General features: G+C 62.8%; 21 protein-coding genes and 1 pseudogene. 8 read left to right on the top strand and 14 right to left on the bottom strand.

The window, feature by feature from the left end; genetic code table 11:
• Positions 1-139: 139 nt before the first annotated feature.
• From hslU to hslV, 5 genes are all read right to left on the bottom strand, one after another.
• Positions 140-1,441 carry an ATP-dependent protease ATPase subunit HslU gene (hslU, locus tag V1283_RS37930; RefSeq protein ID WP_334391690.1) on the bottom strand — a complete coding sequence of 434 codons (1,302 nt, stop codon included), beginning with the start codon at positions 1,439-1,441 and terminating at the stop codon, positions 140-142.
• Positions 1,442-1,450: 9 nt separating this feature from the next.
• On the bottom strand, positions 1,451-2,524 hold the full coding sequence (locus V1283_RS37925; protein ID WP_334391689.1) for a hypothetical protein: 1,074 nt from the start codon (positions 2,522-2,524) through the stop codon (positions 1,451-1,453).
• A 61-nt stretch (positions 2,525-2,585) separates the two neighbouring features.
• The gene (locus V1283_RS37920) at positions 2,586-3,197 is read right to left on the bottom strand and encodes a DUF2585 domain-containing protein (RefSeq protein ID WP_334391688.1); all 612 of its coding nucleotides are present in this window, start codon (positions 3,195-3,197) and stop codon (positions 2,586-2,588) included.
• Positions 3,194-3,679, bottom strand: a complete 486-nt coding sequence (locus tag V1283_RS37915) for a GNAT family N-acetyltransferase (protein ID WP_334391687.1) — start codon at positions 3,677-3,679, stop codon at positions 3,194-3,196. Before V1283_RS37915 ends, V1283_RS37920 begins: the two co-directional genes overlap by 4 nt.
• 15 nt (positions 3,680-3,694) lie before the next feature.
• Positions 3,695-4,246 carry an ATP-dependent protease subunit HslV gene (gene hslV, locus V1283_RS37910; protein WP_334391686.1) on the bottom strand — a complete coding sequence of 184 codons (552 nt, stop codon included), beginning with the start codon at positions 4,244-4,246 and terminating at the stop codon, positions 3,695-3,697.
• A gap of 253 nt (positions 4,247-4,499) precedes the next feature.
• Here hslV and hisB point away from each other — a divergent pair, with 253 nt between their 5' ends.
• From hisB to coaA, 7 genes are all read left to right on the top strand, one after another.
• Entirely contained in the window at positions 4,500-5,093 is a 594-nt protein-coding gene (hisB, locus tag V1283_RS37905) for an imidazoleglycerol-phosphate dehydratase HisB (RefSeq protein WP_334391685.1), read from the top strand.
• Between the two features lie 39 nt (positions 5,094-5,132).
• Positions 5,133-5,666, top strand: coding sequence for a DUF2628 domain-containing protein (locus V1283_RS37900; protein ID WP_334391684.1), 534 nt, complete (start codon positions 5,133-5,135; stop codon positions 5,664-5,666).
• On the top strand, positions 5,663-6,313 hold the full coding sequence (hisH, locus tag V1283_RS37895; RefSeq protein WP_334391683.1) for an imidazole glycerol phosphate synthase subunit HisH: 651 nt from the start codon (positions 5,663-5,665) through the stop codon (positions 6,311-6,313). Before V1283_RS37900 ends, hisH begins: the two co-directional genes overlap by 4 nt.
• Positions 6,301-7,050, top strand: coding sequence for a 1-(5-phosphoribosyl)-5-[(5-phosphoribosylamino)methylideneamino]imidazole-4-carboxamide isomerase (gene hisA, locus V1283_RS37890; protein WP_334391682.1), 750 nt, complete (start codon positions 6,301-6,303; stop codon positions 7,048-7,050). Before hisH ends, hisA begins: the two co-directional genes overlap by 13 nt.
• 99 nt (positions 7,051-7,149) lie before the next feature.
• Positions 7,150-7,926 (top strand): imidazole glycerol phosphate synthase subunit HisF, encoded by a 777-nt coding sequence (hisF, locus tag V1283_RS37885; protein WP_108520051.1) that lies wholly within the window; start codon positions 7,150-7,152, stop codon positions 7,924-7,926.
• An 83-nt stretch (positions 7,927-8,009) separates the two neighbouring features.
• Positions 8,010-8,333, top strand: a complete 324-nt coding sequence (locus V1283_RS37880) for a phosphoribosyl-ATP diphosphatase (RefSeq protein ID WP_214488182.1) — start codon at positions 8,010-8,012, stop codon at positions 8,331-8,333.
• Between the two features lie 15 nt (positions 8,334-8,348).
• A complete protein-coding gene (coaA, locus tag V1283_RS37875; protein WP_334391681.1) occupies positions 8,349-9,305 on the top strand; it encodes a type I pantothenate kinase in 957 nt (318 codons plus the stop codon).
• Between the two features lie 159 nt (positions 9,306-9,464).
• Here coaA and V1283_RS37870 read toward each other — a convergent pair whose 3' ends face one another.
• The 9 genes and pseudogenes from V1283_RS37870 to V1283_RS37830 form a co-directional block, all read right to left on the bottom strand.
• The gene (locus V1283_RS37870; protein ID WP_334391680.1) at positions 9,465-11,699 is read right to left on the bottom strand and encodes a PAS domain-containing hybrid sensor histidine kinase/response regulator; all 2,235 of its coding nucleotides are present in this window, start codon (positions 11,697-11,699) and stop codon (positions 9,465-9,467) included.
• Positions 11,700-11,899: 200 nt separating this feature from the next.
• Complete coding sequence (locus V1283_RS37865; protein ID WP_334391679.1) at positions 11,900-12,367, bottom strand: hypothetical protein; 468 nt, start codon at positions 12,365-12,367, stop codon at positions 11,900-11,902.
• A gap of 274 nt (positions 12,368-12,641) precedes the next feature.
• Positions 12,642-13,334, bottom strand: coding sequence for a cytochrome c3 family protein (locus V1283_RS37860; RefSeq protein WP_334391678.1), 693 nt, complete (start codon positions 13,332-13,334; stop codon positions 12,642-12,644).
• A gap of 9 nt (positions 13,335-13,343) precedes the next feature.
• Positions 13,344-13,841 carry a nitrate reductase cytochrome c-type subunit gene (locus V1283_RS37855; protein WP_334391677.1) on the bottom strand — a complete coding sequence of 166 codons (498 nt, stop codon included), beginning with the start codon at positions 13,839-13,841 and terminating at the stop codon, positions 13,344-13,346.
• Complete coding sequence (gene napA / locus V1283_RS37850; protein ID WP_334391676.1) at positions 13,814-16,309, bottom strand: periplasmic nitrate reductase subunit alpha; 2,496 nt, start codon at positions 16,307-16,309, stop codon at positions 13,814-13,816. Before napA ends, V1283_RS37855 begins: the two co-directional genes overlap by 28 nt.
• Positions 16,310-16,312: 3 nt before the next feature.
• Complete coding sequence (locus V1283_RS37845; protein WP_334391675.1) at positions 16,313-16,576, bottom strand: chaperone NapD; 264 nt, start codon at positions 16,574-16,576, stop codon at positions 16,313-16,315.
• Entirely contained in the window at positions 16,573-16,854 is a 282-nt protein-coding gene (locus V1283_RS37840; protein ID WP_334391674.1) for a 4Fe-4S dicluster domain-containing protein, read from the bottom strand. The genes V1283_RS37845 and V1283_RS37840 overlap by 4 nt, the downstream gene beginning before the upstream one ends.
• 7 nt (positions 16,855-16,861) lie before the next feature.
• On the bottom strand, positions 16,862-17,053 hold the full coding sequence (locus tag V1283_RS37835; protein ID WP_334391673.1) for a nitrate reductase: 192 nt from the start codon (positions 17,051-17,053) through the stop codon (positions 16,862-16,864).
• A gap of 272 nt (positions 17,054-17,325) precedes the next feature.
• Positions 17,326-17,469: pseudogene (locus tag V1283_RS37830) on the bottom strand (ATP-binding protein); the annotation flags it as partial.
• Between the two features lie 356 nt (positions 17,470-17,825).
• Between V1283_RS37830 and V1283_RS37825 the strand changes: the two are divergent.
• Entirely contained in the window at positions 17,826-18,446 is a 621-nt protein-coding gene (locus V1283_RS37825) for a helix-turn-helix domain-containing protein (protein WP_334391672.1), read from the top strand.
• Positions 18,447-18,565: the final 119 nt, after the last annotated feature.

The raw sequence follows: 18,565 nt of genomic DNA, 5'->3' as shown, positions 1-18,565 counted from the left end.
TTATGAGAGCCGTAGTAGCCCGGAGCGTGCCCGGATGGAGCGTGTAGCCCGGATGAAGCGCAGCGTAATCCGGGGCAGGTCGATTTGCTCGCGGCTCAGTCCCCGGATTGCGCTGCGCTCCATCCGGGCTACGAAATGCCTACAGAATAAACCGGCTCAAATCCGCGTTCTTGGCGAGGTCGCCGACGTGCTTCTGCACGTAATCGGCATCGACCTTGATGGTCTCGCCATGCCGGTCCGGCGCGGCGAACGAAATTTCGTCGAGCACCCGTTCCATCACCGTCTGCAGCCGCCGCGCGCCGATGTTCTCGACTGTCGAATTGACGGCGACCGCGACATCCGCCAACGCGTCGATGGCGTCGTCGGTGATGTCGAGCGTTACGCCTTCGGTCTGCATCAGTGCGACATATTGCTTGATCAGCGACGCCTCCGGCTCGGTCAGGATACGGCGCATATCGTCGCGCGTCAGCGCCGACAGCTCGACGCGGATCGGCAGGCGGCCCTGCAATTCCGGCAACAGGTCCGACGGCTTTGCGATATGGAACGCGCCGGACGCGATGAACAGGATGTGGTCGGTCTTGACCGAACCGTGCTTGGTCGTGACGGTTGTGCCTTCGATCAGCGGCAGCAGGTCGCGCTGCACGCCCTCGCGCGAGACGTCGCCGCCGCTACGGCCGTCGCGCACGCAGATCTTGTCGATCTCGTCGAGGAACACGATGCCGTTGTTCTCGACCGCGTTGATGGCTTCCAGCACCAGTTGATCGCTGTCCAGCAGCTTGTCGGATTCCTCGTTGACGAGGATCTCGTGCGAGCTTTCGACCGTCAGGCGGCGCGTCTTGGTTCGCCCGCCCATTTTTCCAAAGATATCGCCGATCGAAATCGCGCCCATCTGTGCGCCGGGCATGCCCGGGATTTCGAACATCGGCATGCCGCCGGACGATTGCGTCTCGATCTCGATTTCCTTGTCGTTGAGCTCGCCGGCGCGCAGCTTCCTGCGGAAAGAATCGCGGGTCGCCGGGCTCGACGCCGGTCCGACCAGCGCATCCAGCACGCGCTCTTCGGCAGCCTGCTGTGCACGGGCCTGCACGTCCTTGCGCTTCCGCTCGCGGACCTGCACGATCGCGACCTCGACGAGGTCGCGGACGATCTGCTCGACATCGCGGCCGACATAGCCGACCTCGGTGAACTTGGTGGCCTCGACCTTGAGGAAGGGCGCGTTTGCCAATTTAGCCAGCCGCCGCGCGATCTCGGTCTTGCCGACGCCGGTCGGCCCGATCATCAGGATGTTTTTCGGCAGCACCTCTTCGCGAAGCGAGCCGGTGAGCTGCAGCCGCCGCCAGCGGTTACGCAGCGCGATCGATACCGCGCGCTTGGCGTCGGCCTGGCCGATAATGAAGCGGTCGAGTTCGGAGACGATTTCACGGGGAGAAAAGTCGGTCATGCGTCCATCTTATACGGAGAGGGTTGGTTGCGGGAGGCGACGCGCGAGCGTCGGGGGTGTCAATTTCAATATCCCGGCACGAAGTGGCTTCCATCCGGCACTGAGCAACAACACGAAGGCGCCGAGGGTCAGGATTGTGAGTGGGGTCGTTATGTCAGAAAGGCCGACTTGGCGGATCAGAGTCCAGAATGCAGCTCCGGCGTAGGCAAGGCCTGACACGAGCAGAGCGCGGCGGTCGATCAAGACCGCGACAAGGCTGAGCGCCAGAAACACCGCCACTACCGCAATAGCCGGTTCGGGTTCGAGTTTCGAGCCCACGTCGAACACGCCGCCAATTAGCGAGTGGACGATAAGAGGCGCTGCAAGCAGATGTAGCCAGAAGGCGATATCGGTTCGGCGGGTCAGCCGTTCCGGATCGGTCATATCAAACCGCATGGCCAAGCCAAAAATCGCGAGGCCGCAAACAAGAGTTACGACGTTGTACGCGCTGTGCGGAAGCTGGGGGGCCAGTCCATATGTCAGTCCGATGATTGCACCCGTCAAGACGCAGCAACCCGCCGCAACGGTTATGGGCACCCGAAAACGCCAGTAATGCAGCGCTGTCAGCGGAACGGTAACAAGGGCCGCGATCGCCAGCACGGTCGGTCGCTCAGGATCGAGATCGAATATGTTGCGCACGACGTCTGCAGGATAATAGTAAAGGGCGCCTCCTCCCAGAAGATGGCTGGCGCCCATGAATACCGCGAACGCAAACACGATCAGCAGGACAATGCTGGGAAGCGCCATCCGTCGCTGGCGGGTAAAAAATTCGGCGAGCAGCCATGCTGTAACGACGATCGCAGTCCACCTGACAGCTGTGCCACCGAACAGCAGGGCGAAATACCCTATCGCCCCAATGAACATGGCAAGTCCGATCGTGACGAACACGTCGCTGAAGCCGCTGATGAAACGAAGCTGTTCATCGTCGGGCGAGGCGGGCAGCTCGCCAACATTTTCCAGGGCACGCAGGCGCTGAGCCTGTTCGGCAGTTATGATGCCTTGCTCAACGCCCCGCGCCAGAATTTCGGTTGCAACCATCGACATCAGACCTCTGAAGTAAAGTAAGCCGTATCAACGCAGTCGCAAGCGGGCGAGCGGACCGATGCTAGATAATCGGCGGCCCACTCTGCCATAGCTTGATCGCCTCGAAGGGGTGAATCAGCATGATGATGTTGAGCGTCAGATTGTCGCGAATGTGCAGCGCCATTACGAGCTCGAACAGAAGTGCAAGGGCTACGGTGATGGCGACCGGGAGCTTTTTCGCCAGCAGGAAGCCGCCGATCATCGCAAGCGTGTCGGAGATCGAGTTGACGATGGTATCGCCGAAATAATCCAGCGAGATGGTGCCGGCGCGATAGCGTTCGATGATCCAGTTGGAATTCTCGACCAGTTCCCAACCGCCCTCGACCAGCATCGCGAGGATCAGGCGGCCCTGCCAGGCGAGGCGCGGGAAGGCGAGGAAGGCCGCGCCATAAAACAGAAAGCCGTGCAGGATGTGCGACAGCGTGTACCAGTCGGCGATGTGCTGCGAGTTTTCAGAACTCTGCACCACGCCGTGCCAGAGTTTTACGTAACCGCAGGCGCAGATCGGCAGGCGTCCCATCGCATACAGGATGGCGGCCTGCGCTGCGAGGATACCGGCCGCGATCAGCGTCCAGTGCCAGGTCGAAAGCGTGCCGAACGTCGGAGCCTTGTCGATACTGCTGGTCGAGGTCATGCGTTGCGGACCATTAATAAAGCGGGGCCATCAGGTGTATCGACCATACCAGCTTTTTCAAAGCCTGCTTTCTCGTAGGCACGAACGGCCCGGGTGTTGGCCGGATCGGGATCGGTGACGATGCGCGGTGCACCGTTTCTTAAGCGCGCGTCGACGAAGGCGCGAATGAACGCCGAACCATGGCCGCGTTCGATCATGGCGCGCTCGCCGATGAACTGATCTATGCCGCGGGTGCCGCGCGGCTGTTCACCAAAGCCGGAATTCCACGCGGTCAGGTCGTAGCACTGCAGATAGGCGAAATCGCTGTTTCCAGCCGAGACGATGAACTGGTCCATCGCAGGTTCATCGAGGTCGCCGCTGACGAGATCATATTGCTCGGACGGATCGCCCCACCATTGCACGACATGCGGCTCCGCCAGCCAGCGCCGAACCAGCGGTAGATCTGCTGATGTCATCGGGCGGAAGACATAGTCCGGCGCCATGATCGGCAGCTTTCTTCAGAGCGTTTCGATCGTGACGTTGCGGTTGGTGTAGACGCAGATGTCGGCGGCGATATCGAGTGCGCGGCGAACAATCGTCTCGGCGTCCTTGTCGGTGTCGACCAGCGCGCGGGCGGCGGCGAGCGCATAATTGCCGCCAGAGCCGATCGCCATCACGCCCGCTTCCGGCTCCAGCACGTCGCCGGTCCCGGTCAGAACCAGCGAGACGTCCTTGTCGGCGACGATCATCATCGCTTCCAGCCGGCGCAGATAGCGGTCGGTCCGCCAGTCCTTGGCGAGCTCGACGGCTGCCCGGGTCAATTGCCCCGGATACTGCTCGAGCTTGCTTTCCAGCCGCTCGAACAGGGTGAAGGCGTCGGCGGTAGCCCCGGCAAAGCCGCCGATCACGTCGCCCTTGCCCAGTTTGCGGACCTTTTTGGCGTTTGACTTGATGACGGTCTGGCCGATCGAGACCTGGCCATCGCCGCCGATCACCACCTTGCCGCCCTTGCGGACCGTTAAAATCGTGGTGCCGTGCCAGACCGGCAGGTTGTTTTCAGATGCTTGCATGGATTGTCCTCGTTCCCGTCAGATTTAGGGGCTGGCGGGGAGGGTTACAATCGCGGCATCCGTAGCGTTTTCGAGCGAAGTGGGGACCGGTTCGCGTAAAGAAAACGCGTCAGAACGGAACGAGCCGGGATTCCGGTCACCATAGATCGAAGTTCAGCCTCCAAAAGCGTCATCCCGCAGTAGCGAAGGTGACATCGGCCTGTTAAAAGGGCCGCGTTTTCGGCCCCCAAGCGGCCAACGGGAAGCAGTTTTCATGCGCACAGCGTCCATCAAGCGCAAGACCAAGGAGACCGACATCGAGGTTGCGGTGAACCTCGATGGATCAGGCGTATCCAAGGTTTCGACCGGTATCGGCTTTTTCGATCATATGCTCGACCTTTTGGCCCGGCATTCCCGCATCGACATCACCGTGAAGGCCGATGGCGACCTCCATGTCGACCACCACCACACCACCGAAGACGTCGGCATCGCGCTGGGACAAGCCGTAAAGCAGGCGCTCGGCACCATGGCCGGCATCACCCGCTACGCCTCGATCCACATGCCGATGGACGAGACGCTGTCGCGCGTCGTGATCGACATTTCGGGCCGGCCGGTTCTGGTGTTCAAGGTCGAATTTCCGCGCGACAAGGTCGGCCAGTTCGACACCGAGCTGGTGCGTGAATGGTTCAACGCCTTCACCATCAACGCCGGCGTGACTTTGCACGTCGAGACCCTATATGGCGAGAACAGCCATCATATCGCCGAATCCTGCTTCAAGGGTCTGGCGAGGGCGCTTCGTGCCGCGGTCGCGATCGATCCGCGTGCGGCAGGCGAGGTGCCTTCCACCAAGGGTCAGCTCGGCGGCTGATTTCTTGTTCGCGTTTTTCGTTCGCGGCGGAGAGGTTCGATGCCGGTCTACACAGTGCATGCTCCCGTAGCCAACGGCGCCGATCTCGCGGCGACCGACAGATTCGTCTTTGTCCGTGACGGCTTCCATTTCTGGGCTGCGGTCGCGAGCGTGATCTGGCTGTTGTGGCATCGGCTGTGGCTGGCGCTGATCGGCTGGATCGTTCTGATGATCGCCATCCAGTTCGGGATGGCGGCGCTGGGTGCCAGCCGCGGCACGATCTTCGTCGTTGATGTTCTGATTGCGATCCTGATGGGCTTCGAAGCGGCCACCTTAAGGCGCTGGACCCTGTCGCGGCGCAAATGGCGCCAGCTCGATATCGTGGTCGCTGACGACGAGGAATCGGCCGAGCGCCGTTTCTTCGATCGCTGGACCGGCCGGCAGCGCGGGCTTACCAACGATCAACATGCGATCGATCGCGGCGGACCGCCGCCGACCCGCAACATTCCGGGCCAGCCGTTCTCCAAACCGCCGCCGCCATTGCCGCAAGGCGGGATCATCGGCCTGTTTCCGGAGCCGGGAGGGCCGCGATGACCGTTGCGATCATCGATTACGGCTCGGGCAATCTACACTCGGCGGCAAAGGCCTTCGAGCGGGCCGCGCGGAGCATGGAAGATCCTCAGAAAGTCGTGGTGACGCGCGATCCCGAGGCAGTGTACCGCGCCGATCGCATTGTGCTGCCGGGCGTCGGCGCTTTCGCCGATTGCCGCCGCGGCCTCGACGCCGTGGACGGCATGCTGGAAGCGATGACGGAAGCGGTACGCGTCAAGGCGCGGCCGTTCTTCGGCATCTGCGTCGGCATGCAGCTGATGGCCACGCGCGGCAAGGAACACGTCGTCACCGAGGGCTTCAACTGGATCGCCGGCGATGTCGAGAAGATCTCGCCGCGCGAGGAAAATCTGAAGATTCCGCACATGGGCTGGAACACGCTCGACATGATCCGCGAGCACCCGGTGCTGGAGAGGTTGCCGCTCGGGCCAAAGGGACGCCACGCCTATTTCGTTCACTCCTATCACCTCAATGCCTCCAACGAGGCGGACGTGCTGGCGCGCGCCGACTACGGCGGGCCGGTGACGGCGATCGTCGGTAAGGACACCGCGATCGGCACGCAGTTTCACCCCGAGAAGAGCCAGCGTTTCGGCCTGGCCCTGATCTCGAATTTCCTGAAGTGGAAGCCGTGATTCTTTTTCCCGCCGTCGACCTGAAAAACGGCCAGTGCGTGCGCCTCGAACAGGGCGACATGGCGCGCGCAACCGTGTTCAACCTCGATCCTGCCGCGCAGGCGCGGTCCTTCGCCGAGCAAGGATTCGAATACCTGCACGTCGTCGATCTCGACGGCGCCTTTGCCGGCAAGCCGATGAACGCGCTTGCCGTCGAGGCGATGCTCAAGGCCGTCACCATGCCGGTGCAACTCGGCGGCGGCATTCGCGATCTCAAGACTGTGGAAGCCTGGCTCGACAAGGGCATCGCGCGCGTCATCATCGGCACCGCCGCGGTGCGCGATCCTCAACTCGTGAAGGGCGCCGCGAAAAAATTTCCCGGCCGCGTCGCGGTTGGCCTCGACGCCCGCGACGGCAAGGTTGCCGTCGAAGGCTGGGCCGAGACCTCGCAGGTGACCGCGCTGGAAATCGCAGAGCGATTCGAGGATGCCGGCGTCGCCGTGATCATCTTCACGGACATCGCCCGCGACGGCCTTTTGAAGGGCCTCAACCTCGATGCGACGATTGCGCTGGCCGAGCGCATCTCGATCCCCGTGATCGCCTCCGGCGGCTTTGCCTCCATCGAGGACGTCAAGGCGCTGTTGCAGCCGCGCGCCAAAAAGCTCGCCGGCGCCATTGCCGGCCGCGCACTCTATGACGGTCGGCTCGATCCGGCGGCGGCGCTGACGCTGATCCGCAACGCACGCGCCGCGGCCTAGAGCCATGGTTAGAACCATGGCTCTACTTTTTTGTTTTGACGCGTTTTCTTCACGCGAACCGGTGCCCGCTTCGCTTGAAAACGCTTTGGGAGTTTTCGCATGTTCAAGGTCCGCGTGATCCCCTGTCTCGACGTGAAAGATGGCCGGGTGGTCAAGGGCGTCAATTTCGTCGATCTGCGTGATGCCGGCGATCCCGTCGAGGCAGCGATCGCATATGACGCGGCCGGCGCCGACGAATTGTGCTTCCTCGACATTACCGCGACCCATGAGAACCGCGGCACCATGCTCGATGTCGTCCGCCGCACGGCGGAAGCCTGCTTCATGCCGCTGACGGTCGGCGGCGGGGTGCGCACCATCGACGATATCAAGACGCTGCTGCGGTACGGGGCCGACAAGGTTTCGATCAATTCCGCCGCGGTCAGCAACCGCGAATTCGTCAAGCAGGCGGCCGAAAAATTCGGCGAGCAGTGCATCGTGGTCGCGATCGACGCCAAGCGGGTCAAGCGCGCCGGCGGCGGTGAGCGTTGGGAAATCTTCACCCATGGCGGACGTAACTCCACCGGGATCGACGCCATCGAATACGCGCAGGAAGTGGTATCGCTCGGCGCCGGTGAAATCCTGCTGACCTCGATGGACCGCGACGGCACAAGGCAGGGGTTCGACCTGCCGCTGACGCAGGCCATCGCCGACAGTGTTCCCGTACCGGTCATCGCCTCCGGCGGCGTCGGCAATCTCGACCACCTCGTCGACGGCATCCGCCAGGGCCATGCCACCGCGGTGCTCGCCGCCTCGATATTCCACTTCGGCGAATTTACCATACGCCAAGCCAAGGAGCACATGGTGCGCGCCGGGCTGCCGATGCGGCTTGATCCCTGACGACTCCCCGTCACAAAAGTGCTAAGTCCCTCTCTGGGACGGCGTCGCGGCCTTCGGCCGGGTGCGAGTGTTGAGTTCGGTTGATGTCGCGTTTCACGATCCATGATCTGGCCGCCACCATCGATGCACGGGCCGCATCGGGAGGAGAGGCGTCCTACACCCGCAAATTGCTCGACAAGGGCGCGGAGCACTGCGCCAAGAAGCTGGGCGAGGAAGCGGTCGAGACCGTGATCGCGGCGGTCGAGAACGATCGGGACCATCTGATCGCCGAGAGCGCCGACCTGCTGTTTCACCTGCTGGTGCTTTTGAAGGCGCGCGGCGTCAAGCTCGACGAGGTCGAGGCCGCGCTGGCGCAGCGGACGTCGATGTCCGGGCTTGAGGAGAAGGCGTCGCGCAAGCGCGACTGACCGAGAGGGCTGCTCATGGATATCCGCACTCCCGACCAGCAATATAACCCCTACCGCATCTTCACCCGAGAGCAGTGGGCCGGCCTGCGCGACGACACGCCGATGACGCTGGAGCCGGGCGAATTCGAGCGGCTGCGCTCGATGCATGACCGCCTCGATATGCGCGAGGTCGAGGACATCTATCTGCCGCTGTCGCGACTGCTGTCGATCTATGTCGATGCGACCGATCGGCTCTACCGGGCGCAGCGCCAGTTTCTCGGTATCCGCGACCGCAAGGTGCCGTACATCATCGGCGTCGCCGGCTCGGTGGCGGTCGGCAAGTCGACCACCGCGCGCGTGCTGCAGGCGCTCCTGGCGCGCTGGTCGCCGCGGCCCAAGGTCGACCTGGTGACGACCGACGGTTTTCTGTTTCCCAATGCCGTGCTCGAGCGGCAGGGGCTGATGCAGAAAAAGGGTTTTCCCGAGAGCTACGATTTGCAGATGCTGCTGTCGTTTCTCTCCGACATCAAGGCCGGGCGCCGGCCGGTGCGCGCGCCGGTCTATTCGCATCTGGTCTACGACATCGTTCCGAACGAATGGATCGAGGTCGATCGTCCCGACATCCTGATCGTCGAGGGCGTCAACGTGCTGCAGACCGGCCGCCTGCCGCGCGACGGCAAGGCGGTGCCCGTGGTGTCCGACTTCTTCGACTTCTCCGTCTATATCGATGCCGAGGAGTCGGTGCTGCGCGAATGGTATGTGCGGCGCTTCCTCGCGCTCCGGGACACCGCGTTCACCGATCCCAAATCGTACTTCAATCGCTACGCCGTCTTGTCGGATGAGGAAGCCACGGCGACCGCGATCGCGATCTGGGAGCGCACCAACCTCGCCAATCTCGAGGACAATATTTTGCCGACCCGGCCGCGCGCGACGCTGATCCTGAAAAAGCGCGCCGATCATCTGGTCGAGACGGTGGCGCTGCGGCGGCTGTGACTTCCGTCGTCCCTGCGAACGCAGGGACCCATACGCCGCGGCGTTTCTTTGGGCAGGTAGGCAAACGACTTTCTTCTTATCACTAGACGCTGTGGTTATGGGTCCCTGCGTTCGCAGGGACGACATCGAGATTGTTTTGGCACAAGGCCAAACGCCGCCTCACGCCGCGATGTGCCGTGACGCGATAAGGCCGGCGAGCGCGTCGGCGAGTTTTTCGCGGTCGAGCGGCTTGATCAAGAATCCGTCCATGCCGGACTCGAAGCAGGCGTAACGATCTTCCACAAGTGTGTTGGCGGTGAGGGCGAGGATCGGCGTCCGGCTGCCCGGCTCGCCGGCCTCAAGGGCGCGAATCCGCTTGGTGGTTTCGATGCCGTTGAGCTGCGGCATCTGGATGTCCATCAGAACGAGATCATAGGGGGTGTCGGCGGATTTCGCCGACAGCCAGGATTCCAGCGCCTCGGCGCCGTTGGTGGTGATGACGGCGTGATGGCCGAGCCGGCCGAGCAGCGAGCGGATCAGCAGCGCATTGATCTGATTGTCCTCGGCAACCAGGATCGACAGGCCCTTCACCGACGGCGCGGCTGATGTCTCGATCGTGTCGATGGCCGGCTCCAGGCTCGGCGCCGCGACTTCCGGCGCGGTCGTCAGGCGCGCCGCGAGCGACGCCGCGCGCAGCGGCTTGACCAGATAGCCGGTGAGGGCGGAGGTGGCGGACGGCTGCAATTCCTGCCGTGTCGCCGGCGTGAACATCACGATACGCTGGGTGGCATGCAGGCGCGCGGCTTCGCCGAGCCGTTCGATGTCGGATAGCCCCAGCGCATGATCGATCAGCACGGCGTGCCAGGGCCGCTCGGGAAGCAGAGCTTCCGCGACATCGGCGTCGGACACCATGCAGGTGTGCCCACCCCAGCGCTGCAGCCGTCGTATGGTCAGCGAAGCCTCGATGCTCTGTGGCGAGACCAGCATGATCGACTGGCCGGAGAGATCGGGCGTCGTAAGGGACGCCTGTTCGCCATCGGCGGCGGCGAGCGGGATCGACACTTCGAATGTCGAGCCGGCGCCCGGCTGGCTCTCCAGCGTGATGCGGCCGCCCATGCGCTTGACGATGCGGTCGGAGATGGAAAGGCCAAGGCCAGTGCCGCCATAGCTGCGCGCGATCTTGTCGTCAGCCTGTTCGAACTCGCGGAAAATGCGCTCGCGTGCCTCGGGCGCGATGCCGATTCCGGTGTCGTGCACCAGGAAACTGATTTCGTTGGGCCAGATGCCGGGCTCGACGATCAGCGCGACGCCGCCGGTCGAGGTGAACTTGATGGCGTTGCCAGCGAGATTGAGCAGCACCTGCCGCAGCCGCGCCGCGTCGCCGATTACGTGCGCCGGCAGCCGATCGTCGACATAGGCGGCGATTTCGATCTTCTTGGCCTCGGCGCGCGGCGCCAGCAATTCGGTGATGTCCTCGATCATGCCCGACAGCGCGAACGGACGATGTTCGAGGTCGATCTTGCCGGCCTCGATCTTGGAATAATCCAGCAGTTCCTCGATCAGCGAGAGCAGCGCGTCGCCGGAAGTCTTCACCGCCTTGACATAGGTGGTCTGTTCCGGCGTCAGCGGCGTATCCATCAACAGCCCGCTCATGCCGATGATGCCGTTGAGCGGCGTGCGGATTTCATGGCTCGCCATCGCGAGGAAGCGCGACTTGGCGCGGCTTGCCGCATCGGCCTGATCGCGGGCTTCGGCCAGCGCGCGCTCGCTTTCGGTGCGATCGGTGACGTCGCGGCCGACGCTTTGCATTTCCGCCGGTCCCCCGGCGTCGTTGCGGACGAGGCCCTCGCGCCACGCGATCCAGCGCGGGCCGAGCGGGCCTGAGACCTGCTGGTCATGAACGCGGGTGCCGGTCGGTTCGAGCGCGGTATCGCCCTGTTCGAGAACTTCAAGCGCAAAGCGGCTGCCGATCAGCGCATCGCTCGGCCTTTCCGCGAGTTCGCAATAGGCGTCGTTGGCATAGGTGATACGGCCCTCGGCATCGCGCAGCACGATCAGATCGCCCTGCGATTCGAACAGGCGGCGGGCGCGCTGCTCGGCTTCCTGCAATTCCCAGTTCCGATCGGCCAGCGCTTCATTGTGCAGGGCGACCTTGCGCATTTTTTTGCGCATCAGGCGAAGCCGGACGCTGAGGGTGGCGAGCGCGACGCAGGCGAGCGCAAACAGGAAGGCGACGCCGATCGCGAAGGCGTGCGGGTCATAGCCGGAATTTTCCGTCTTGCTTCCGGCAATGAATCCGTAGGCGCCGCCGAACACGATCGAGAAGATCATGAAGGAGCGCAGCGTGAAGGTCAGCCAGGGATGCCGGCGGCCGAAACGGCGAAAGCGAAGTTTGATCCGGAAGGTCCGTCCCATCGCCAATGACCCTGAGATTGTTGTTTGAACCAGGTCGGCGGTCGCCGCCTGTCTTGGACAGACGATGCGTCGCTGACATTGCAAAGTGCTTGAGGTTAACCGCGGTTGTCGGCCGCGATGAAAACATGGTGAATGGAGTGTTAACCGAGCATGGTCCGGAAAAGTGGGAACCGGTTTTCCGGAAAGACCATGCTCAAACCTTAAAGTAACGCTGCTTCGACGCGGTGACGCTCGCCGCGGGCGCCGACGATCAGGGCTGCGGCATCGAGCAGCGAGAAGCTCTTCGAGGACACGAAGATCCGGTAGTCGGCCGGCCCATCCCGGGAAAGATAGATCACGGGATCGGAGGGCGCGGGATTGCGGGAGATCGCGACCAGCCGCGGTGGTGCGCTGCTCTCGCAGGCGCCGGCTTCGACGGTGTCGATGTCGTCGATCACGGTGAGGTCGGCGGCTTCCGCGTTGTCGGAAATCTGGACCCGCACCGTCGCGTGGGAGGGATCGTTGGTGAAACCGACGCGCCGGTGCGCCTGCCATGAGAGGGCGGCGATCTGGACGGGCGTGCCTGCTATTTCGATGCAGGCCCGAGGCCCTGCCAAAAACTCGCCGCGCGCGAACAAAGCGACAATTGCCAGCGGAACAACCGAGGCCAGGATCTTCAAACGCAACATGATACGCGACCCACTCAGCACAAGCCCGAGACGTGGGGCTTATGGTTGGCAGAGGGTAAAGGAAATTAGTTACCGAGGTGTTGACGCCGGTTGTTTTGTGTTGGGCCGGCATCCTCGTGGCGAGTCCAGCGAAGCGATCCGGCGTGGCGGAGCGGATGAAATTGTAGCCCGCATGAGCGCAAGCGATATGCGGGTCTTTGTCTGCACGGTCCCCGGGTGTCGCTGCGCTCACCCGGGCTACGGCGGCGTCGCTCCGACGATGCCTGAACCCGTATTACCGCTCCGATCCGGTCGCTGCGAGATATCGCACCAGCTCATCGCGCGGATTGACGCGAAAGCTCTGGCGGTCCCTCAGTTCGGGTGGCGTCCGCCAGCCCGGCTCGATGCCGGTCATGTCGGGCAGTTCATGTGCGATGCCCTTGTGGCAATCGATACAGGTTTTTTCCCCGGTGACGAGAAACTTGCCGTGGATCTCCGCGGCTCGTCGGGTTTGCTTGGTGAAATCCATGGCGACGGCGGAATGGCAGTTGCGGCACTCCAGGGAATCATTGGCCTTCAGCCGCGCCCATTCATGCTTGGCGAGCTCGAGCCGATGATCCTGAAACTTCTGCCTTGTGTCGATCGTGCCGAAGATCTTGCCCCAGACTTCCTTTGAAGCCTGCATCTTGCGGGCGATCTTGTCGGTCCAGTCGTGCGGAACATGGCAGTCCGGACAACTGGCGCGGACCCCCGAACGGTTCGTGAAGTGCGGGGTGTGCTGCAGCTCCTGGAACACGTTGTTGCGCATTTCGTGGCACGAGGTGCAGAACTTTTCGGTGTTGGTGACTTCGAGCGCGGTATTGAAGGCGCCCCAGAACAGGACGCCGCAGACGAAGCCGCCCAATGCGAGGAAACCGAGGCTCAGATGCGCGCTGGGGCGGCTGGCGATGTGCCAGAACCAGATCAGGAGTGACTTGAGCCGCTGCATTGCAGGTTCTCACTTCTTCTCGGGGCCGACGAGAAGCATATCCTTGAACGTGCTGGGAACGAGCGGCTGCGCATCCGTCTGCTGGACGTGGCAGGCGGTGCAGAAGTAGCGCCGGGGCGTCACGTCGGCGAGAACCTGACCGTTGCGGTCCATGAAGTGGGTGATGCTGATCATCGGCGCGCCGGAGCCTTCGGTGAATTGACGTCGATGACAGTCGAGGCAGCGATTGGTCTTGAGCGTAAGCTGGTAGTTATCGATGGAGTGCGGGATGATGGGGGGCTGCTCCGGATAATTGCGCATGAGCCGCTTGTCATCGACGACCGGCCGCGCCAAAGGCGACGCCGGCACGTCCCCCATCGGCGCCGCCGCTCCGGTGACGGGCGGTACGATCTCTGGCGCGTTCTGGGCGTAGATCGCGCCGCAGACGAACACCAGCATGCCGCCGAGCAGGGCGCCTGCGATGGACGAGCGAAACCGCTTCAGGCCGGAATGATCTTGACCGCGCATTTCTTGAAGTCCGTCTGCTTGGAAATGGGATCGGTTGCGTCCAGCGTCACCTTGTTGATGAGTTGGCTGGCATCGAACCACGGAACGAAGACAACGCCGCGCGGCATCCGGTTGCGCCCCTTGGTGTCTATCCGGCTTCGGATTTCGCCGCGGCGGGAAACCACGCGGACCTCCGCGCCCTCATTGATGCCTCGGGCGCGCGCGTCTTCCGGATGCATGAAGACCCTGGCGCCGGGAAACGCCTTGTAGAGCTCGGGCACGCGCATGGTCATGGAGCCGGAGTGCCAATGTTCGAGCACGCGTCCGGTGACCAGCCAGATGTCGAATTCCTTGTCGGGGGATTCGGCTGGAGGTTCGTAGGGCACGGCAATGATCCGCGCCTTGCCGTCCGTGTTGCCGTAGAACTCGACGCCCTTGCCCGGCTTGACGTAGGGATCGAGACCTTCGCGATAGCGCCACTTCGTCTCCTTGCCGTTGACGACAGGCCACCGCAGTCCCCGCACCTCGTGGAGCGTGTCGAAGTCCGCAACATCGTGGCCATGGCCGCGACCGAACTGGGCGTATTCCTCGAACAGTCCCTTCTGCACGTAGAAGCCGAAGGCTTTTGCTTCGCGGTTTTCGTACTCGGCGGGAATTTCGGTCGCCGGGAATTTGTCCACATTGCCGTTGCGGAAGAGAACGTCGAACAGCGTCTTGCCGCGATAGTTGGGATTGGCATCCAGGATCTGCGCCGGCCACACCTCGTCGGTGGTGAAGCGCTTGGAAAATTCCATCATTTGCCAGAGGTCGGAGCGCGCCTCGCCGGGAGCGTCGACGAGTTGCCGCCACACATGCGTGCGCCGCTCGGCGTTGCCATAGGCGCCTTCCTTTTCGACCCACATCGCGGCGGGGAGGACGAGATCGGCGGCCATCGCCGTGACGGTCGGGTAGGCGTCGGAGACGACGATGAAGTTGTCCGGGTTTCGATAGCCGGGATAGGTCTCGCGTGAACTGTTCGGGGCGGCTTGCAGGTTATTGTTCACCTGGATCCAATAGAAGTTCAGCTTGCCGTCGCGCAGCATCCGGTCCTGTTCGACGGCGTGGTAACCGGGCTTTTCCGGGATGATGTCGTGCGGGATACGCCAGATTTCCTCGGCGTGTTTGCGGTGTTCCGGGTTGGTGACGACCATGTCGGCCGGCAGACGATGCGCGAAGGTGCCGACCTCACGCGCCGTGCCGCAGGCGGACGGCTGCCCCGTCAGCGAGAACGGCGAATTGCCGGGCTCGGAGATCTTCCCGGTCAAGAGGTGAAGATTGTAGAGCAGCTGATTGGCCCATACGCCGCGCACATGCTGGTTGAAGCCCATTGTCCAGAGCGACATCACCTTGCGCTTCGGATCGGCATAGAGCTCGGCGAGTTCCTGCAGGAATCCGCGCTCGACGCCCGTAAGGTCCGATACCTTGGCGAGCGTGTAGTCCTTCACAAAGGCGGCATAGGCGTCGAAGTCGATCGGCTGGGTCGCGCCGGCCGTTGCCGCGCCTTTGGCTTTGACCTCAAGCGGATGATCCGGGCGCAATCCGTAACCGATGTCGACCGTGCCCTTCACAAAGGTCGTGTGGTTCTTGACGAAATCCTGATTGACCCGTCCGGTCGTGATGATGTGGTTCGCGATATAGTTCAGGATCGCCAGGTCCGTGCCCGGCTTGAACACGATCGGGATGTCGGCGAGATCAGAGCTTCGGTGCGTGAAGGTCGAGAGCACCGCGACCTTCACGTGCGGATGGCTCAAACGCCGGTCGGTGAGCCTCGTCCACAGGATCGGATGCATCTCCGCCATGTTCGAGCCCCACAGCACGAACGCGTCAGCCGCTTCGAAATCGTCATAGCAGCCCATCGGCTCGTCCATGCCGAAGGTGCGCATGAAAGCGACCGCCGCCGACGCCATGCAGTGGCGGGCATTGGGATCGAGATTGTTGGAGCGGAAGCCGGCTCGCATCAGCTTGGTGGCGGCGTAGCCCTCGAACACCGTCCATTGTCCCGAGCCGAACATGCCCAGCGCCGTCGGCCCCTTCTCCTTCAGCACCGCCTTGGCGCGGGCGGCCATCACGTCGAAGGCTTCGTCCCACGTCACCGGCGTCAACTCGCCGTCCTTCGCAAACACGCCACCCCTCTTGCGCAGCAGCGGCGTCGTCAGGCGGTCGCCGCCATACATGATCTTGGAGAGGAAATATCCCTTGATGCAGTTCAGTCCGCGATTGACCTCAGCGAGCGTATCGCCGTGGGTCGCAACGACCTTGCCGGCCTTGACGCCGACCATCACCCCGCATCCGGTGCCGCAGAAGCGGCACGGCGCCTTCGACCATTTGATCTCCAGCGATCCGACGCCGCCCGCCACCGGCTGCGCGGCCGCGGGAACGACGATGCCGGCGGCCGCGGCGGCGACGGCGGCGGCCTGCGCCTTCAACAATTCGCGTCGCGACAGTGACATGTTCTAATCTCCGATATCGGCTGATCTCTCGACCTGCTCGAACACCATGTTGGCCGAAAGGACGCCTTGCCAGGATGCTATTTCGGCGAGACGGCCGCCCAGGATTCCGCTCTCGGCCGCCTCCATGACGATGACAATTTTCGACGCGTCACGTTGATGGATCTCGACGCCGGGCAGCGCAGCGAGCGCACGCAACACCGCGTCACGATGCTCTGGCAGCACAGAGACGACCGCGCTCGAAATGTGAATGGTGTCTTCCGCGGTCATGACGCGTCTCCGCGGCGCGCAGCGCCCAGCGTGATGGCGTCGCCCGGGCACGCACCGACGCAGTGGCCGCATCCGGTGCAGGCGGCTTCGCTGACGACGGCCTCGGGCGGCAATCCGATGCGGGGACGGAAACGAATCGCCGCATCCGGACATGCGTCGCCGCAGGAGCGGCAGACGATGCCAGCTTCGGCGAGGCAATCCTCGTTGATGACAGCGATCGGCCTGGCGAGAAGTTGACCACGAAGGAGCGCGCGCCGTGAGGGTCCCGGGCTTTCCATGGCGACCTCAGCCTCCCGGAGGGCCGGGAGGGCCCAGGATCAACTGCGACATCCAGATGAGAAAGCCAAATCCGCCGACCACGCCAACGGCGACCACCGGCCAGATGAAGGCGGCGATGATGGCGAATACGAACAGCTCCGCGCGCCGACCGGTCCCAAGCGCCGGCTGCGCATCATGTCTATTTGACGTGTCGCTCATATAACGACCTGCCACTTTCGGAATCGAACATTGCTGAGCCGGCCGCACGCTCCCGTGCGGTGCCAGCTATCTTGCCGTCTGCCATCGTATTTGGATGGTACGGGCGACGTCGTGCCTGCTCCATTGCAGGAAACGCCATTGCGCGCGCGAGCAGGATAACTGCCGCCGATGAAATCCTTCATTGATCTGGATCAAACAAAGAAGGACAAAGGCTTGGACTATTTGATGATCTTTCGGCATCCCTACGCGCCAGACAGGGATCGTGCGATGCTCTATGCCGCACGCCGTAAATCTTCAGCCAGTGCGCGATAGGACTGCGCTCCTGCCAGGTGCAGGCGGCCGATTTTTTCCGTGCCATCGAGATCGGCGAGCGTGCGCGCGACGCGAAGCCCGCGGTGATAGCCGCGGGCGCGGAACAGCCGCCGCGCCGCCAGTGCGCCGTCGCGGATTCGCCGGCGACGGAGGCGATCATCGAGACTTCCAGCAATTCCGACGGCGACGGCAGGTGATTTCGTCAATGGTAACGCGCCTTAGGGGGATTTACGGGGTCGCGTGTCGGGCCCCTTTTTTGCCGACCCCGAGCCCGGCCTCAAACTGCCTGAGCTTAAGGGGCGGCCGTCTTCAAAGTTCGCCAAGCGGTGTTATGTTCCTCCAGGTAGACAATAGAGCATATCAGATATGTAATTAATGCATTCCACATAGGTCAAATCGCCGGATATCGCTTAGATCACGTGGTGCACGCGAGGCCGAGGAGCCCGGAAGGCGAGGCAAAATGACCGAACTGCCAAAATTGGTACGTTCTCCGGAGGCCCTGAAAGCGGCACGACACGCGTTGGATTTGAGCGCTGATGGCTTGGCGCGGATGCTGCGCGTTGACGACGGCCGTAGTGTCCGCAGGTGGGAGGCCGGAGACAGTGCGATACCGGGTCCTGTCACGGTGGTGATGGAAACCGCAATGAGCTATCTCTCCAAGCGAGCAATGATCGTGAACTTCCTCGATATGCTGCGCTCCGGGAGGGATGCTGAAGACGAGGCTGCGTTGAACATTCTGCGGTCAGTTGATGATGCTCTCGAAACTCTAACGAGACAGCCGCAAGCTGATGAAGCAGCGCGTGAGGTCCACTGGTATCATCTGTGGCGTCAACCACCCAGGCACACTCCTCCCGAGAAGGATGATTGGTACATCCCCGGCGAAGTCAGCCCCGAGGCCGCGCTTGTTTACTTCGAGATGCACGAGGGTTTCAGTGGTGGCTTGTCGTTTTGCGACGACTTTGATCTTGCTGCCGAGTTCATTCTTGAAAAGCGAGAGCTGCTGCGAACTCCCCGTGGCAATTCTTCAGGCCTTCGCGCAGGCAGATCGTTGAAGAAGTTTCACGTCAAACGTCGTTCATAGCGTCCATACGCGCCGTGACGTTACGTGCCGTGTCCTCCCTACGGAGTGCCTCCCCAGTCGTTCTCTGTCGTTTCGGGCGGATTTCCGCCTGACGCTCGTTTGCAATCGATTTCAGAAAT

This window comes from Bradyrhizobium sp. AZCC 2262 (genome assembly GCF_036924535.1).
GTDB lineage: Bacteria > Pseudomonadota > Alphaproteobacteria > Rhizobiales > Xanthobacteraceae > Bradyrhizobium.
Note: the sequence above shows the minus strand (reverse complement) of the source record. Positions and strands in the feature narration are given on the sequence as shown.

Excerpts from the sequence above, each read along its gene's own strand:
- hslU (WP_334391690.1), bottom strand. The coding sequence starts at position 1,441 with ATGACCGACTTTTCTCCCCGTGAAATCGTCTCCGAACTCGACCGCTTC.
- V1283_RS37925 (WP_334391689.1), bottom strand. The coding sequence starts at position 2,524 with ATGTCGATGGTTGCAACCGAAATTCTGGCGCGGGGCGTTGAGCAAGGC.
- V1283_RS37920 (WP_334391688.1), bottom strand. The coding sequence starts at position 3,197 with ATGACCTCGACCAGCAGTATCGACAAGGCTCCGACGTTCGGCACGCTT.
- V1283_RS37915 (WP_334391687.1), bottom strand. The coding sequence starts at position 3,679 with ATGGCGCCGGACTATGTCTTCCGCCCGATGACATCAGCAGATCTACCG.
- hslV (WP_334391686.1), bottom strand. The coding sequence starts at position 4,246 with ATGCAAGCATCTGAAAACAACCTGCCGGTCTGGCACGGCACCACGATT.
- hisB (WP_334391685.1), top strand. The coding sequence starts at position 4,500 with ATGCGCACAGCGTCCATCAAGCGCAAGACCAAGGAGACCGACATCGAG.
- V1283_RS37900 (WP_334391684.1), top strand. The coding sequence starts at position 5,133 with ATGCCGGTCTACACAGTGCATGCTCCCGTAGCCAACGGCGCCGATCTC.
- hisH (WP_334391683.1), top strand. The coding sequence starts at position 5,663 with ATGACCGTTGCGATCATCGATTACGGCTCGGGCAATCTACACTCGGCG.
- hisF (WP_108520051.1), top strand. The coding sequence starts at position 7,150 with ATGTTCAAGGTCCGCGTGATCCCCTGTCTCGACGTGAAAGATGGCCGG.
- V1283_RS37880 (WP_214488182.1), top strand. The coding sequence starts at position 8,010 with ATGTCGCGTTTCACGATCCATGATCTGGCCGCCACCATCGATGCACGG.
- coaA (WP_334391681.1), top strand. The coding sequence starts at position 8,349 with ATGGATATCCGCACTCCCGACCAGCAATATAACCCCTACCGCATCTTC.
- V1283_RS37870 (WP_334391680.1), bottom strand. The coding sequence starts at position 11,699 with ATGGGACGGACCTTCCGGATCAAACTTCGCTTTCGCCGTTTCGGCCGC.
- V1283_RS37865 (WP_334391679.1), bottom strand. The coding sequence starts at position 12,367 with ATGTTGCGTTTGAAGATCCTGGCCTCGGTTGTTCCGCTGGCAATTGTC.
- V1283_RS37860 (WP_334391678.1), bottom strand. The coding sequence starts at position 13,334 with ATGCAGCGGCTCAAGTCACTCCTGATCTGGTTCTGGCACATCGCCAGC.
- V1283_RS37855 (WP_334391677.1), bottom strand. The coding sequence starts at position 13,841 with ATGCGCGGTCAAGATCATTCCGGCCTGAAGCGGTTTCGCTCGTCCATC.
- napA (WP_334391676.1), bottom strand. The coding sequence starts at position 16,309 with ATGTCACTGTCGCGACGCGAATTGTTGAAGGCGCAGGCCGCCGCCGTC.
- V1283_RS37845 (WP_334391675.1), bottom strand. The coding sequence starts at position 16,576 with ATGACCGCGGAAGACACCATTCACATTTCGAGCGCGGTCGTCTCTGTG.
- V1283_RS37840 (WP_334391674.1), bottom strand. The coding sequence starts at position 16,854 with ATGGAAAGCCCGGGACCCTCACGGCGCGCGCTCCTTCGTGGTCAACTT.
- V1283_RS37835 (WP_334391673.1), bottom strand. The coding sequence starts at position 17,053 with ATGAGCGACACGTCAAATAGACATGATGCGCAGCCGGCGCTTGGGACC.
- V1283_RS37825 (WP_334391672.1), top strand. The coding sequence starts at position 17,826 with ATGACCGAACTGCCAAAATTGGTACGTTCTCCGGAGGCCCTGAAAGCG.